General features: G+C 68.8%; 12 protein-coding genes. 8 read left to right on the forward strand and 4 right to left on the reverse strand.

Translation table 11 applies throughout. The features are described 5' to 3' along the window. Positions 1 to 76: 76 nt before the first annotated feature. The 4 genes from ccoG to ccoS all read left to right on the forward strand — a co-directional run bounded on the left by ccoG (position 77) and on the right by ccoS (position 5,247). Positions 77 to 1,477 (forward strand): cytochrome c oxidase accessory protein CcoG, encoded by a 1,401-nt coding sequence (gene ccoG / locus F614_RS0105015; protein ID WP_019558398.1) that lies wholly within the window; start codon positions 77 to 79, stop codon positions 1,475 to 1,477. A 114-nt stretch (positions 1,478 to 1,591) separates the two neighbouring features. Further along, on the forward strand, positions 1,592 to 2,425 hold the full coding sequence (locus tag F614_RS0105020; RefSeq protein ID WP_019558399.1) for a FixH family protein: 834 nt from the start codon (positions 1,592 to 1,594) through the stop codon (positions 2,423 to 2,425). A 17-nt stretch (positions 2,426 to 2,442) separates the two neighbouring features. Further along, positions 2,443 to 4,995 carry a heavy metal translocating P-type ATPase gene (locus F614_RS0105025; RefSeq protein ID WP_026329807.1) on the forward strand — a complete coding sequence of 851 codons (2,553 nt, stop codon included), beginning with the start codon at positions 2,443 to 2,445 and terminating at the stop codon, positions 4,993 to 4,995. 30 nt (positions 4,996 to 5,025) lie between these two features. Further along, positions 5,026 to 5,247, forward strand: a complete 222-nt coding sequence (gene ccoS / locus F614_RS0105030) for a cbb3-type cytochrome oxidase assembly protein CcoS (protein WP_018867758.1) — start codon at positions 5,026 to 5,028, stop codon at positions 5,245 to 5,247. 297 nt (positions 5,248 to 5,544) lie between these two features. On the opposite strand, the gene rpoH is transcribed toward ccoS, so the two are convergent. From rpoH to ftsY, 4 genes are all read right to left on the reverse strand, one after another. After that, positions 5,545 to 6,411, reverse strand: a complete 867-nt coding sequence (rpoH, locus tag F614_RS0105040; RefSeq protein WP_019558401.1) for an RNA polymerase sigma factor RpoH — start codon at positions 6,409 to 6,411, stop codon at positions 5,545 to 5,547. A gap of 102 nt (positions 6,412 to 6,513) precedes the next feature. After that, positions 6,514 to 7,443: an ABC transporter permease gene (locus F614_RS0105045; RefSeq protein WP_018880891.1), complete on the reverse strand. Its 930-nt coding sequence runs from the start codon at positions 7,441 to 7,443 to the stop codon at positions 6,514 to 6,516. Next, complete coding sequence (gene ftsE / locus F614_RS0105050) at positions 7,440 to 8,117, reverse strand: cell division ATP-binding protein FtsE (RefSeq protein ID WP_019558402.1); 678 nt, start codon at positions 8,115 to 8,117, stop codon at positions 7,440 to 7,442. Before ftsE ends, F614_RS0105045 begins: the two co-directional genes overlap by 4 nt. Positions 8,118 to 8,127: 10 nt before the next feature. Beyond that, on the reverse strand, positions 8,128 to 9,135 hold the full coding sequence (ftsY, locus tag F614_RS0105055) for a signal recognition particle-docking protein FtsY (RefSeq protein WP_019558403.1): 1,008 nt from the start codon (positions 9,133 to 9,135) through the stop codon (positions 8,128 to 8,130). Positions 9,136 to 9,190: 55 nt separating this feature from the next. On the opposite strand from ftsY, the gene F614_RS0105060 reads away from it, so the two are divergent. The 4 genes from F614_RS0105060 to F614_RS0105075 all read left to right on the forward strand — a co-directional run bounded on the left by F614_RS0105060 (position 9,191) and on the right by F614_RS0105075 (position 14,322). Continuing rightward, positions 9,191 to 10,603 (forward strand): pitrilysin family protein, encoded by a 1,413-nt coding sequence (locus F614_RS0105060; protein WP_026280266.1) that lies wholly within the window; start codon positions 9,191 to 9,193, stop codon positions 10,601 to 10,603. A gap of 14 nt (positions 10,604 to 10,617) precedes the next feature. After that, complete coding sequence (locus F614_RS0105065; RefSeq protein WP_018877211.1) at positions 10,618 to 11,922, forward strand: pitrilysin family protein; 1,305 nt, start codon at positions 10,618 to 10,620, stop codon at positions 11,920 to 11,922. Further along, positions 11,909 to 12,520 (forward strand): 16S rRNA (guanine(966)-N(2))-methyltransferase RsmD, encoded by a 612-nt coding sequence (rsmD, locus tag F614_RS0105070; RefSeq protein WP_019558404.1) that lies wholly within the window; start codon positions 11,909 to 11,911, stop codon positions 12,518 to 12,520. Before F614_RS0105065 ends, rsmD begins: the two co-directional genes overlap by 14 nt. A 179-nt stretch (positions 12,521 to 12,699) precedes the next feature. After that, entirely contained in the window at positions 12,700 to 14,322 is a 1,623-nt protein-coding gene (locus F614_RS0105075; protein WP_018867767.1) for a BCCT family transporter, read from the forward strand.

Consider the following 14,322-nt stretch of genomic DNA (forward strand, 5'->3'; position numbering starts at 1 on the left):
TTTTTGTTTTGAACTGTTGCCGCGGCCCGCGTATTGCCGCCGGGCCGCACTGCCGGATACGCTCCGGGAGGATCCGATGTCCCAGTCCCAGCCGCTGTACGAGGCGCGAATCCCGATCCACCCGCGGTCGGTCAAGGGGCGGTTTCGCAACCTGAAGACCGGGATTCTCCTCCTGGCCTACGGGGTGTTCTTCGGTCTGCCGTGGATCCGCTGGGAACGTGAATACGGGCCGGACCAGGCGGTGCTGTTCGACATCCCCGGGCGCCAGTTCCATATCTTCGACCTGGTCGTCTATCCGCAGGATATCTTCTGGCTGGCAGGCTTTCTGGTCCTCGCCGCATTGCTGCTGTTTTTTGTGACCGGTGTGGCCGGGCGCGTGTTCTGCGGCTACTTCTGCTTCCAGACCCTGTGGACCGATGTTTTCATGTGGCTGGAGCGCAAGATTCAGGGGGAGCGGCCCGCGCGCCTCCGGCTCGCCAAACAGCCCTGGAACGCCGAAAAGCTGGCGAAATACGGCCTCACCCATGCGTCCTGGCTGCTGGTGGCGTTCGCCACCGGGCTCGGGTTCGTCCTGTACTGGGGCGATGCGCCTTCCATCGTGGCGGACTTCTTTACCGGCCAGGCAGTGTACGCCGCCTATGTGACCGCGGGGATCCTGACCGCCACCACCTACACGTTTGCCGGGCTGGCCCGCGAGCAGGTCTGCACGTTCATGTGCCCCTACGCGCGTTTCCAGAGCGTGATGTTCGACCGCGACACCATGATCGTGTCGTACGACGAATCACGCGGCGAGGGCACCGCCGGCCGCGCCAAGGTCCAGGCCGGCCTGAAGACCCGCGAGGAGCGCCAGGCCGCCGGCGTCGGGGACTGCATTGACTGCGGCTACTGCGTGCAGGTGTGCCCGACCGGCATCGATATCCGCGATGGGCTGCAGTTCCAGTGCATTCACTGTGCGCTGTGTATCGATGCCTGCGACACGATCATGGACAAGCAGGGCTGGCCGCGCGGGCTGATCGGATATACCTCGGAGCGCGAGCAGGAGGGCGGCAAGACGCGATTCCTGAAGGGCAAGACGCTGGGGTATGGTACGGCGGTGGTCGTCGTCATCGTCGCCCTGGTCGCCAGCATCGTGGGCCGCCCGCCCGTGGACGCCAACGTTAACCAGGTGCGCCAGCCGCTGTATGTGCAGATGTCCGACGGGCGCATCCAGAACGGCTACGAGATTCGCCTGAACAATACTGCGGACCGGGAGCTGGACTTCCAGATCGGACTCGCCGGGCTCGACGGCGCCGAGCTCGACCTCGGGCAGGTGGAGCGGATCCGCCTGGAGCCCGGGGAGCGACTCACCGTGGTCGCGCGCGTGCGCCACGAGGTGCCCGAGGGCGCCCCCTCGCCGCAGCCGTTCCGTTTTGTGATTACGGATCGCGAGGGTCATATTGAACCGCTCGAAGTGACGTCCCAGTTCAGTCATCGCTAACGGTGTTCCGTTGCGCACTGCGCCCGGGCGAGAAACAGTAATCGTGCTGCCGGAAATCGCGCGGCACCCCGCGAGCCCCTAGCTTGCGATCACGCAGGAAACGAAGAAGACATCATGAGCAATCTCGTCATTACCCTCGGCGTCGGTACCGCGGCCCTGGCCATCCTGTTCGCGCTGATCTACCGCTTCACGCGGCTCAAGGCCTACAGCACATCGGCGGTGGTCGTCGCCCTCATGCTGTTTGTGTTCATTCCCTACTCGATCCTGACCTGGCAGGGCGCGGATGTCTTCGCCATCCATCTCGCGCTGTACATCATCGTGCCCTACGGGCTGGGGATCGTCTTCACGCAGAAAGAGGCGGAGGCCGAGAGTGGCGGCAAGGCCAAGATTGGCCGGCTGCACTGGGCTCCGCTGGTTCTCGTGGGGTTTTTCACGATCGTCGCGTCCGTCCAGGCCGTCCTGATCACGCTGGCCCATAACGGGATGCCGCAGCAGTTTATCGGTTCCATCCTGCCGGAGCCGGAGAACCGGGCGGAGCAGGTAACCTCGGCATTCCCGGGCACCGTGGCCGGCATGAAGAGCCGCAAGCAGGCGCTCGCCGTCCATCGCGTCTCGGAGCTGCAGGCCCAGCGCGAGAAGGGCTGGCAGGTTCGTCAGGGCTGGGTCGAGCGCCCCACCGAGGGCGAGGCCGCCACGCTCCAGGTAGAGGTCCGGGATGCCGATGGCGTCCCGATCAACGACGCCAGCATCCGCGGCATCTTCATGTGGCTCGCCGACGAGCGCCGCGACCAGGGCTTCGAGATGCAGCACATGGGCGAAGGCCTGTACCAGGTCGAGGTCGCGCTGCCGGCCCCGGGGCGCTGGGATCTGCGCTTCCAGGTCCAGCGCGATGACCAGCTCCTGGAACAGCAGGCGCGGACCCGCGTGCGCAGCGCCCAGTCCGGCTGACCCCCCGCGCTCCCGCCGTGGCGCTCGCGCCCGACTCGCAGGCCCCGGCAGCGTCCGCGGCCCCGACCCGGTGTTTCCACTGCGGGCTCGCTGTGCCCGCGGGCGCGTACTATCCCGTCACCTTCGAGGGGCGGGAAGAGCCTACCTGCTGCCCCGGCTGCCAGGCCGTGGCCGGGGCGATTATCGAGCGCGGCCTGGGGGCCTATTACCATCACCGCGATGCCCCGCCGGCGGAAAGCGGCAGTCCCCTGATCCCTGACGAGCTGCGCGAGCTGGAACTGTTCGATCATCCCGGCGTGCAGCAGCAGTTCGTCACGCCGGCGGGTGCGGCCGGCGAGCGCCGCGAAGCGGCCCTGATGCTGGAAGGCATCACCTGCGCGGCCTGTGTCTGGCTCAACGAGCGCCATGTCCAGGCCCTCCCGGGTGTGGAGAGCTTTCGCGTCAACTATTCCACCCATCGCGCCCAGGTCGTCTGGGACCCCGAACGGATCGCCCTGTCGGATATCCTCAAGGCGATCCGCGACATCGGCTATCACGCCCACCCCTACGACCCCGGCACCCGCGAGCAGGCCATCGCCCGCGAACGCGGGCTGGCCCTGCGCCGAATCGCGGTGGCCGCCCTTGGCATGATGCAGGTGATGATGCTGGCCGTGGCCCTCTGGCTGGGCGCCGAGGACACCGAGCACGAGGACTTGCTGCAGTTCATGCGCTGGGTCGCCGCCGCGCTCACCACGCCGGTGGTGCTCTACTCCGCGATCCCGTTCTACCAGAGCGCCTGGCGCGACCTGCGCCATCGCCAGCTCGGCATGGACGTACCGGTGAGCCTGGCGATCATCGTCACCTACCTCGCCAGCCTCTACGCGGTGATCCTCGGCACCGGTGAACACGTCTACTTCGAATCCGTGGTCATGTTCGTGTTCTTCCTGCTGACCAGTCGCTACCTGGAGCTGATCGCGCGCCAGCGCGCCAGCCATGCCATCGACCGCCTCGACCGACTGGTGCCGGCGATTGCCAACCGCGAGGGCCCCGACGGGCAGATCGAGGCGGTCCCGGTCGGCGAACTGGCCCCCGGCGACCGGGTGCGGGTCCGCCCCGGCGAGACCATCCCGACCGACGGTGTCGTGCGCGCGGGCGAATCCACGGTCAACCGCGCCCTGCTGACCGGCGAGCCGGAGCCCCACCCGGCGCGCCCCGGCGATGCCGTGACCGGGGGCACCGTCAACGTCGACGGCCCTCTGTCCGTCGAGGTCCAGCGCGTCGGCGCGGAGACCACCCTGGCCGCGATCCAGCGCCTGCTCGACCGCGCGCAGACCGAGAAGCCCCGTATGGCTCGGATCGCCGAGGCCGGTACCGGCTGGTTCGTGGGCGCGGTACTGGTGCTTACGGCACTGGCCGGCCTGGTCTGGTACGCCTGGATCGACCCGGCCCGCGCCCTCTGGGTGATGGTCGCGATGCTGGTCGCGACCTGCCCCTGCGCCCTGGCGCTGGCGACCCCGGTCGCGTTGACGGCCACCACCGGCGCACTGTCGCGCATGGGTCTGCTGGTGACCCGCGGCAGTGCCCTGGAGGCCTTGCCGCGGGTCGACATGGTCTGCCTCGACAAGACCGGCACCCTGACCGTCGGCATGCCGCGCCTGGTCGCCCGCGAGGACCTGCAGCCCGCCCCCGAGGGCGACGACTGGCTGGCGTGGGCGGCGGCGCTGGAGGTCCATTCCGAGCACCCCCTGGCCCGGGCCCTGGCCGGGTCGGCGGGGGCCTCCCGCATCCACGCCACCGGGGTCCGGAACCTGCCGGGCCAGGGCCTCGAGGGCCGCATCGAGGGGCGCCGGGTGTCGATTGGCGGGGCCTCCATGCTGCCCTCCGGCGTCGACGCACCGAGTCCGGCCGCACCCGCGGACTATCCGCTGGCCACGCCGGTTTGGCTGGTCGTCGATGATCAGCCCGTCGCGCTGTTCTGGCTGGCCGACACCCCGCGTCCGGAGGTGCGGGATGTGCTCGGTGACCTGCGGGCGCGCGGCCTGCGGGTGGTCCTGCTGACCGGAGACCGCCCCGAGGCCGCCAAGGCGTTTGCCACGCAGATGGACATCGCCGAGGCCGAGGGGGGGCTGACGCCGGAGGACAAGCTCGCGTACGTGCGGGCGCGCCAGGCCGAGGGCCGGGTGGTGCTCATGGCCGGCGAGGGCATCAACGATGCCCCGGTGCTGGCCGGCGCCGACGTGTCGATGGCGATGGGCGGCGGCACCCAGCTGGCCCAGACCCAGGCCGACCTGGTCCTGCTGTCGGATCGCCTGGACCACCTGCCGCAGGCCCTGGATCAGGCGCGCCACACCCGGCGCGTGATCCGTCAGAACATTGCCTGGGCGATCGGCTATAACGTGGTCGCCCTGCCGGTCGCGGCCGCCGGCGTGCTGACCCCCTGGCTGGCGGCCCTTGGCATGTCGCTCAGCTCTCTGCTGGTGGTCGGGAACGCGCTGCGGCTTCGGCCCACGCGTGACGACGGCGAGCGCGTGGCCGAACCCGGCGGCGAGGCCGCCACGCACCGGCGGCCGTCGGGGGCGCCGCCGGTTTAAGCCAGCCGCGGGGCTGGGTACACTGGGGCCATGACCATCCTCTACCTGCTGATTCCGCTGGCGATGCTGTTTGCCCTGGTTGTGGGGCTGGTGCTCTTCTGGGCGATCCGTTCCGGCCAGTACGACGATCTCCAGGGCCCGGCGCACCGCATCCTGATGGATGACGACGACCCGCGGATCCCCACCCGTTCGGGAGACGACCCGCCCGGGCGGGACCGCGAGGGCCGTCCGGGCCAAAAGTCCGAGCGCTGACGTCGGTCGAACTTGCGCCGAGCCGCGGTGCCGCTTACCCTTCGCCTATTCTGGTTGGAAAATTCCGAGGATTGCGAGATGCGCGACTGGTTTACCTTTGAGAACTTCCCGCTGACCTTTACGGCAGCCCTGATCATCTGGTCCTGGATCAGCTTCTTCTCGGTGATCCTGTTCGGCTGATCCGGCGCGGAAACGGCCGGCGGGGCCATGTCGCCCCGTCCGGTAACCAAAAAGGCCCCGGCTTGTGCCGGGGCCTTTTTGCGTTCGGGGTCGGGATCGCCGGGCCGCAGGCCCGGGTCAGTCGTCGAAGGCGGCGCGGATACGCTTGATCGCGTTGTTCTCGATCTGGCGGATGCGCTCCGCCGAGACGCCATATTCCGCAGCCAGTTCGTGCAGCGTCGCCTTCTGGTCCGCCATGTAGCGGCGCATCAGGATATCGCGGGCGCGCTCGTCCAGTTCGCCCAGGGTCTGGCTCAGTCGCTCCTGGTAGTGACGGTCCCAGTCTTCGTCTTCCGTGACGTGCGCCGGGTCGTCGCTCAGGTCCTCCAGGCTCAGGCGTTCGGACGGGGCCTGATAGCCCTGTTCGTCGTCCGCCTCGGGGCCCGGGTCGAAGCTCGCGTCCTGGCTCGACAGGCGGCGCTCCATCTCCCAGACGTCCTTCTCCGACACGCCCAGATCCTGCGCCACGGCGGAGACCTCGGCGTTCGACAGCCAGCCGAGGCGCTGCTTGGCGCTGCGCAGGTTGAAGAACAGCTTGCGCTGCGCCTTGGTCGTCGCCACCTTCACGATCCGCCAGTTGCGCAAGATGAACTCGTGGATCTCGGCGCGGATCCAGTGCACGGCAAAGGACACCAGGCGCACGCCCTGGTTGGGGTCGAAGCGGCGCACGGCCTTCATCAGGCCCACGTTGCCTTCCTGGATCAGGTCACCCAGCGGCAGGCCGTAGCCCTGGTAGCCGCGCGCGACGTGGATCACGAAGCGCAGGTTGTGCAGGATCAGCTGGCGCGCGGCATCCAGATCCTGGCGCTCGTGCAGCGCCACGGCCAGTTCGCGCTCCTGTTCGGTGTCCAGCACCTCGATGCGGCCAACGGCCTGCATGTAGTGATCGAGGTCGCCCACCGGTACGGGCATGTCGACACGCGGGGTGGTCAGGGCCTGGGTCATGCGTGGTGATTCCTCCCAATTCATGGGTCTAGATTAGCAGTCTGCTGGTAAGAGTGCTAAACCCTGTAAAAGTTCCGGCCACTTTCTGCCAATGGGCGCACCCTATGGGGCATCGCGCAGCGCATGACCGCTGCCCAGTCGGGCCCCCAGCCAGCCCAGGAGCAGCCCGGCCAGCAGCAGGGTGAGCAGATGGCTGCCTCCGGGGAGCGCGAGCTGGAACGGAAGGTCGAATGCCGCGGCCGCCTGTTCCAGGGGTGCCCGGCTGAGGCCGATCCCGACCAGCAGCAGGAGGCCTGCGAAGATCCCGCCCCCCAGCCCGGTGATCAGACCACCGTACAGCGACGGCCGCCGCAGGAAGCGGTGGGTGGCCCCGCTGATGCGCGAGATGGCGATCTCCTCGCGGCGTTCGCGCAGTTCGGAGGCGGTGGCCAGGGCCAGGATCAGCAGGGCCCCCAGACCCAGCAGTGCCCCGACGACCGCCAGGATGCGCAGCCCCAGCTGATGCAGGCTGTTGAGTTGCCGGACCCACTCGTCGTCGCTGACCACGGTGGCGCCCGGTGCCGTGTCGGCGAGCGCCTGGCGCAGGGCCGCGACGGTTTCCGGCTCGGCGGTGGCCGGGAGCACGTCCACGACATCCGGCAGGGGGTTGTCATCCAGCCAGTCCAGCAGGCCCGGGTCGCTCAGGCCCTCGCGGTAGCGTGCCAGGGCCTCGTCGGCGTCGATCCAGGTCCAGCGCTCGATCCGAGCATCGGTCTCCAGGTGGCGCTCGAGCGCCGCCACCGTGTCCGGCTCCACGGCATCGAGATAGAGGGCGATGCGCGGCTCGTGGTCGACGTGGGCGGACAATGCGCGCGCATTGTCCAGCAGGACCCAGAGGTAGGCGGGCAGGGCGAGGATGAACCCCAGCACGGCGATACTGATCAGGCTCAGGACGGGTGCCTGCAGGCGGCGCTGGAGGCTGCGCCGGGCGGCATCCCGGTGCGCCTCCAGCCAGGCCGGGACGGTGTCCAGGAGGCGGCGTCCGGGTTTCACGGCGCGGACTCCGCAGCGCCGCGCGCCTCGATGCGGCCGTCCTCCAGGTGCAGGACCGGCTTGCCCATGCGTTCCACCAGCCCCAGGTCGTGGCTGGCGATCAACGCGGTCATGCCGACCCGGTTGAAGTCGTCGAACAGCTGCAGGATCTCGCGCGACAGCGCCGGGTCAAGGTTCCCGGTGGGCTCGTCCGCCAGCAGCAGGACCGGGCGGTGGACGATGGCCCGGGCAATCCCGACCCGCTGCTGTTCCCCTGCGGACAGGGTGCGCGGGTTCACCGCCTCCTTGTGCAGCAGACCGACCTTGTCGAGGGCCGCGCGTACGCGCTTGCGCATCTCCGGGCGGCGATAGGCGAGGATCTCCAGCGGCAGGGCGACGTTGTCGAACACCGGGCGGTCGAACAGCAGGCGGTGATCCTGGAACACCAGTCCGATACTGCGGCGAAAGCCGGGGATGGCGCGGCTGGAGAGGCGGTCGAGGTCGTGGCCGTTGACGCGGATGCGGCCGCGGGTGGGCCGCTCGAGCCCGGCGATCAGTCGCAGCAGCGTGCTCTTGCCGGCACCGGAGGGCCCGGTGATGAAGGCCATCGCGCCCGCATCCACGCGCAGGCTGACATTGCTGAGCGCCTCTGCCGCGCTGCCGAACCGCTTGGTGACGCGTTGCAGCTGGATCATCCGGAGCGGGTCAGTCGCTGTCGCGGCCGAGCAGGGCGCGGACGAAGGCGTGCGCATCGAAGACCTGCAGGTCCTCGGCCTTCTCCCCGACCCCGATGAAGCGCACCGGCACCCCCAGCTGTTCGGCCAGCGCGAACAGCACGCCGCCCTTGGCGGTCCCGTCCAGCTTGGTCACCACGATCCCGGTCAGGCCCAGCGCCTCGTGGAACTGGCGCGCCTGATTCAGCGCGTTCTGCCCGGTGCCGCCATCCACCACCAGCAGGACCTCGTCCGGGGCGTGTTCGTCCAGTCGCCCCATCACGCGCTTTACCTTGCGCACCTCGTCCATCAGGTTGGTCTGGGTATGCAGGCGCCCGGCGGTGTCCGCGATCATCACATCGATGCCGCGCGCCTGCGCCGCCTGCAGCCCGTCGTAGACCACCGATGCGGAATCGGCCCCGGTGCCCTGGGCGATCACCGGGGCGTTGTTGCGCTCGCCCCAGGTCTGCAGCTGTTCCACCGCCGCGGCGCGGAAGGTGTCGCCGGCCGCCAGCAGCACCGAGCGGCCGTTGGCCTGGAGGTGGTGCGCCAGCTTGCCGATGGTGGTGGTCTTGCCGGCGCCGTTGATGCCGACCACGAGGATCGAGAACGGGCGTTCGGCCTCCGGGATCTCCAGCGGCTGCGAGACCGGCTCGAGGATCTCGATCATGGCCGCCTCGAGGGCGTCCATCAGCGCCTCGGCATCATCCAGCTGGCCGCGTTTTACCTCGCGGGTGATACGATCCATGATCCGCTGGGTCGCATCCAGGCCCACGTCCGCGAGGAGCAGGCGTTCTTCCAGCTCCTCGAACAATTCGTCGTCGATCTTGCGCCGGAACAGCGACCCCAGATCGCCGCCCAGGGCCTGCCCGGTCTTGGCCAGGCCCTGGCGCAGGCGCTGGAACCAGCCCCCGCGGGCAGGCTTTTCCGGCTCGGCGTTCGCCGTCTCCGGCGGGGCGGCCGTGGAGTCTTCGGACTTCTTCTTGCGGAAACCGAACATGCTCGATGTGGTCAAGTAGAGAGTTCGCCAATGCTAGCACGAGGATTCATGAATCATGCGCGGTAAAAAACTGGTCACAGTGCTCATTACAGCGCTGGTGTGCGCCTGGCCGGCGGTCGGGTCGGCCGCGCCGCCGGAGATCGAATCGGACGTGGTCGAGGCCACGCTGGACAACGGGCTGACGGTGCTGGTGCTGGAGGACCGGCGGGCCCCGGTCGTGGCCAATATGGTCTGGTACCGGGTCGGCTCGGCCGACGAGCACAGCGGTGTGACGGGGATCTCGCACATGCTGGAGCACATGATGTTCCGCGGCTCCGAACGCTACGAGCCGGGCGAATTCTCGCGCATCATCTCGCGCCTGGGCGGACGCGAGAACGCCTTTACCGGTCGTGACTACACCGGCTACTTCCAGGTGATCGGGCGCGATCACTGGGAGACGGTGATGGCGATGGAGGCGGAACGCATGCAGAACCTCAAGCTGCAGGAAGACGAGTTCCGCCCGGAACTGAGCGTGGTCCAGGAGGAGCGCCGCCTGCGGGTGGAGGATCAGCCGAACGCCCTGCTGCGCGAGCAGCTGATGGCCACCGCCTTCTTCAACCACCCCTACGGCAACCCGGTGATCGGCTGGATGAGCGACATCGAGGCCTACACCCTGGAGGATAACCAGGCGTGGTACGACCGCTACTACCACCCCAACAACGCGGTCGTCGTAGTGGTGGGCGATGTCGACGCTGAGCGGGTGATCGACGCCGCCCGCGAGCACTTCGGCGACATCCCCGCCGGGGAGCTGCCGGAGGCGAAGCCGCGCAGCGAGACCCCGCAGAAGGGCGAGCGCCGTATCACGGTGGAGGCCCCGGCCGAACTCCCCTATCTGATGATGGGCTGGAAGACTCCGGTGCTGAACACCGTCGAGGATCCGGTGGATGCCTATGCCCTGATGGTGGCGGCCGGGATCCTCGATTCCGGCGAGGCCTCGCGCTTTGCCCGCGAGATCGTGCGCGGCGAGGAGCTGGCCGGCGCGACGTCGGCCCGCTACAGCCCCTTCAGCCGGCTGGATGACCTGTTCCTGATCGCGGCCGTGCCCACGGCGGATACCGACGTCGACACGCTGGAGGCCGCCCTGCTGGAACAGGTGGAGCGCCTGAAGGACGAGCCGGTCAGCGACAGCGAGCTCGAGCGGGTGCAGGCACGGGTGATCGCCTCCGAGGTGTACCAGCGCGATTCGGTGCGCTCGCAGGCCTTCCAGCTGGGCATGCTGCAGACCATCGGGGTCGGCTGGCAGGAAGGCGATCGCTTCGTCGAGCGCGTGCGGGCGGTCACCGCCGAGGATGTACAGCGCGTGGCCCGCGAATACCTGGTGCCGCAGCGCCGCACGGTCGGAATCCTCGACCCGCAGCCCCTGGATGGCGAAGACCCGCCTGATCCGGGTGCGGCGCAACCCTATGGCGAAACCGCGGGGGGCATGTGATGACGGGAGGCAAGATGATGCGTGCGGGATGGCTGACGGCCTTCGTGTGGCTGCTGGCGCTGGCGCTGCCGGCCCAGGCGGTGGAGATCGAGCAGTGGGAGACCGACGAGGGCCTGCGCGTGCTCTATGTGGCCGCGCCGGACCTGCCGATGGTCGACCTGCGTCTTACGTTCGACGGCGGCGCCTCGCGCGACGGTGACCACCACGGCCTGGCCTCGCTGACCAGCAGCGCCCTGCGCCACGGCACGGAGGAGATGGATTCGGACGAACTGGCCGAGCGCTTCGAGTCGGTGGGCGCGCAATTCAGCACCGATTCGCTGCGCGACATGGCCATCGTCAGCCTGCGCAGCCTGACCGAGCCGGACTGGATGAATACCGCGGTGGAGACCCTGACCGCCGTGCTGGCCGCGCCGGCCTTCCCCGAGGCCGACTTCGAGCGGGCCCGGCGCCAGGCCCTGCAGGGGCTGCAGCGCGAGCGCCAGGACCCGGGCAGCGTCGCCAGCCGGCGCTTCTACGAACTGATGTATGGCGACCACCCCTACGCCAACTGGCCGGGCGGCAAGCGCGAGACCCTGGAGGCCCTGGCGCCGGCGGATGCCCGTGCGTTCTATGAGCGCTTCTACACCACCGGCAACGGGGCCCTGGCGATCACTGGTGGCCTGACGCGCGAGGAGGCTGAGGCGGTGGCCGACCGGATCTCCGCGGCGCTGCCGCAGGGCGCGGCGGTGGAGCCGCTGCCGGCCGTGGAGCCGCGCGACGAGCCGGTGGAGGAGCGTATCGAGTTTCCCTCCGAGCAGGCCCATATCCTGATGGGCGCCCCGGCGCTGCGACGTGGCGACGAGGATCATTACGCCCTGACGCTTGCAAATCACGCCTTCGGGGGCGGCGGCTTTACCTCGCGGCTGTTTCGGGAGATCCGCAGCCAGCGTGGTCTGGCCTATTCCGTGAGCAGTCGCCTGCAGCCGATGGCGGCCGAGGGCCCCTTCCGTATCGGTATGCAGACCGGCGTGGACCAGGCGGACGAGGCGGTGACCGCCCTGCGCGAGGCGCTCGTGCGCTGGCACGCCGACGGGGTCGATGCCGAAGAACTCGAGGCCTCGCGCGAGAATGTGGTCAACAGCTTCCCGCTGTCGCTGGCCTCGAACAGCGATATCGTCGGACTGCTGGGGATGATGGCCTTCTACGACCTGCCGCTGGACTACCTGGAGCGCTACATCGAGCGCATGGAGGCGGTGGAGCTGGATGAACTGAATGCCCGGCTGCGCGAGCGCATCAACCCGGATGCGATGGTCACGGTGATCGTGGGTGGGCAGGAGTAGGCGGGCCCCCGCCGGGCGCCCGGCGCGCATCCGCATCATCGGCGGCGCCTGGCGGCGACGCTGGCTGCCGGTCCCTGCGGTGGGCGGCCTGCGGCCGACTGCCGATGCCCTGCGCGAGACGGTGTTCAACTGGCTGCAGCCCCGGTTGCCGGGCGCACGGGTGCTGGACCTGTTCGCCGGAACCGGGGCGCTGGGGCTGGAGGCGGCCTCGCGCGGGGCCGATGCGGTGCTGCTGGTCGAGCGCGATGCGCGCGCCGCGGCCCAGCTCCAGGCCAACTGCGAGACCCTGGGCGCCGGGCAGGTCAGCGTGCGTCGGGATGACGCCCGGCGCCTGCTGGCCGGCCCACCCCCCGAGGGCCTTGCCTACGATCTCGTGCTGGTGGACCCGCCGTTCGGGCAGGGGCATGTCCCACCGGTGCTGGAGGCCCTGCTCGCGCAGGGCTGGCTGCACGCCGACAGCCGGGTTTATGTGGAGATCGAGTCCGAGGCGGATCTCGCCTTTCTCGCTGCGGGGGGCTGGCAGGTCGAGCGCGAGCGCCAGGGCGGGCAGGCTCGGGCCCTGCTGCTGGCCCGGAACTCGACCCGCGCCGAGGCGTGAGGCCGCGCGGGCCGTGACGCCTGTCGCGGTTTTGCAGTGCGGCGAGTCTTTCGCTACGGTGATGCTGTCCCACCTACCGCGACAACGCCCATCGGGCGCCTCCCCGCGCGGCTTCCGGAAAACTCCGGAACCGGACCGCTCGGTCTTGCGCTTGCCACAGGAACAAAAGGGGAAACCGAATGGATGAGCAGTCCACCCCCGGTCTGACGCAAACCCGCCTCGGCGGCTTTGGCGTGATCTGCAGCCCGGTCTTCTATACCGCCAGCCTGATAATCGCAGCCTTCGTGGCTTTCGGGGCCATCTTCCCGGATCGCGCCGAGGCGATCTTCGAGCAGCTCCAAAGTGGCATCGGGGAGTATCTCGGCTGGTATTACATGCTGGTCGTGACGGTATTCCTGGTCTTTTCCCTGTATCTGATGTTCAGCCGCTACGGCGGCGTGCGCCTGGGCGACCAGTTCGAGACCCCGCGTTTCAGCTACGCCGCGTGGTTCGCGATGCTGTTCTCCGCGGGCATGGGGATCGGGCTGCTGTTCTGGAGCATCGCCGAGCCGATGTTCCACTACCTCAGCCCGCCACATGCGGAGGGCGAGAGTGCCGAGGCGGCCACCGAGGCCATGCGCTACACCTTCTTCCACTGGGGCCTGCACGCCTGGGCGATCTACATCGTCGTTGGCCTGTCGCTGGCGTACTACGCCTACCGCCACAACCTCCCGCTGCTGATCCGCTCGTCGCTTTACCCGTTCATCGGTGATCGGATCTATGGTCCGTGGGGACATCTCGTCGACGTAGTGGCGCTGTTCGGCACCATGTTCGGGGTGGCCACCTCGCTGGGCCTTGGCGTCATGCAGATCAACTCGGGCCTGAACTTCGTGTTCGGGATCGAGGAATCCACCTTCATGCAGATCGTCCTGGTCGCGATCATCACCCTGATTGCCGTCGTCTCGGTGGCGCTGGGTGTGGACAAGGGCATCAAGCGCCTGTCCAACTTCAATATTGGCCTGGCGGCGATCCTGATCGCCCTGCTGCTGGTGATGGGGCCGACCCTGTTCATCCTGCGTCTGCTGGTGGAAAGCACCGGCGTCTATGTGCAGTCCCTGCCCGAGATGAGCCTGTGGGCCGACACCATCGAGGACTCCGGCTGGGCCACCTCTTGGACCATCTTCTACTGGGGCTGGTGGATCTCCTGGGCCCCGTACGTCGGTATGTTCATCGCGCGGGTCTCGCGCGGGCGCACCATTCGCGAGTTCGTCGCCGGGGTGCTGCTGGCCCCGACCGCCGCTGCCTTCGTCTGGCTGGCCGTGTTCGGGGGTACCGCGATGAGCTACGAGCTCGACGGCGTTGCGGACCTGGCCGGCGCCGTTTCGGAAAACGTGTCCACGGCGCTGTTCGTCACCCTCCAGGCCCTGCCGCTCTTCGATTGGCTGGCCGTGGCGGTGATGGCGGCGGCGACGCTGCTGATCGTGACGTTCTTCGTGACCTCCTCGGACTCCGGTTCGCTGGTCATCGACACCCTGGCCTCCGGCGACGTGCGTAACCCGACCGTCACCCAGCGCGTGTACTGGGCCATCCTCGAAGGGGTGGTCGCCTCCATCCTGCTGCTGGCGGGGGGGCTGGCCGCGCTGCAGGCGGCCGCGATCAGTGTCGGCCTGCCGTTCTCGGTCATCATGCTGATCATGGTGATCGGCCTGTGGCGAAGCTTGCACCAGACCGAGGCGGTCACGCCGAGCAAGTACCAGAAGGAGGCCCCGCCGCCGCATACCCTGCTCGGGTATACGGACGATCTGGACGACAAGATCAAGTAG

Source organism: Thioalkalivibrio sp. ALE12, from assembly GCF_000381105.1.
Taxonomy (GTDB): Bacteria; Pseudomonadota; Gammaproteobacteria; order Ectothiorhodospirales; family Ectothiorhodospiraceae; genus Thioalkalivibrio.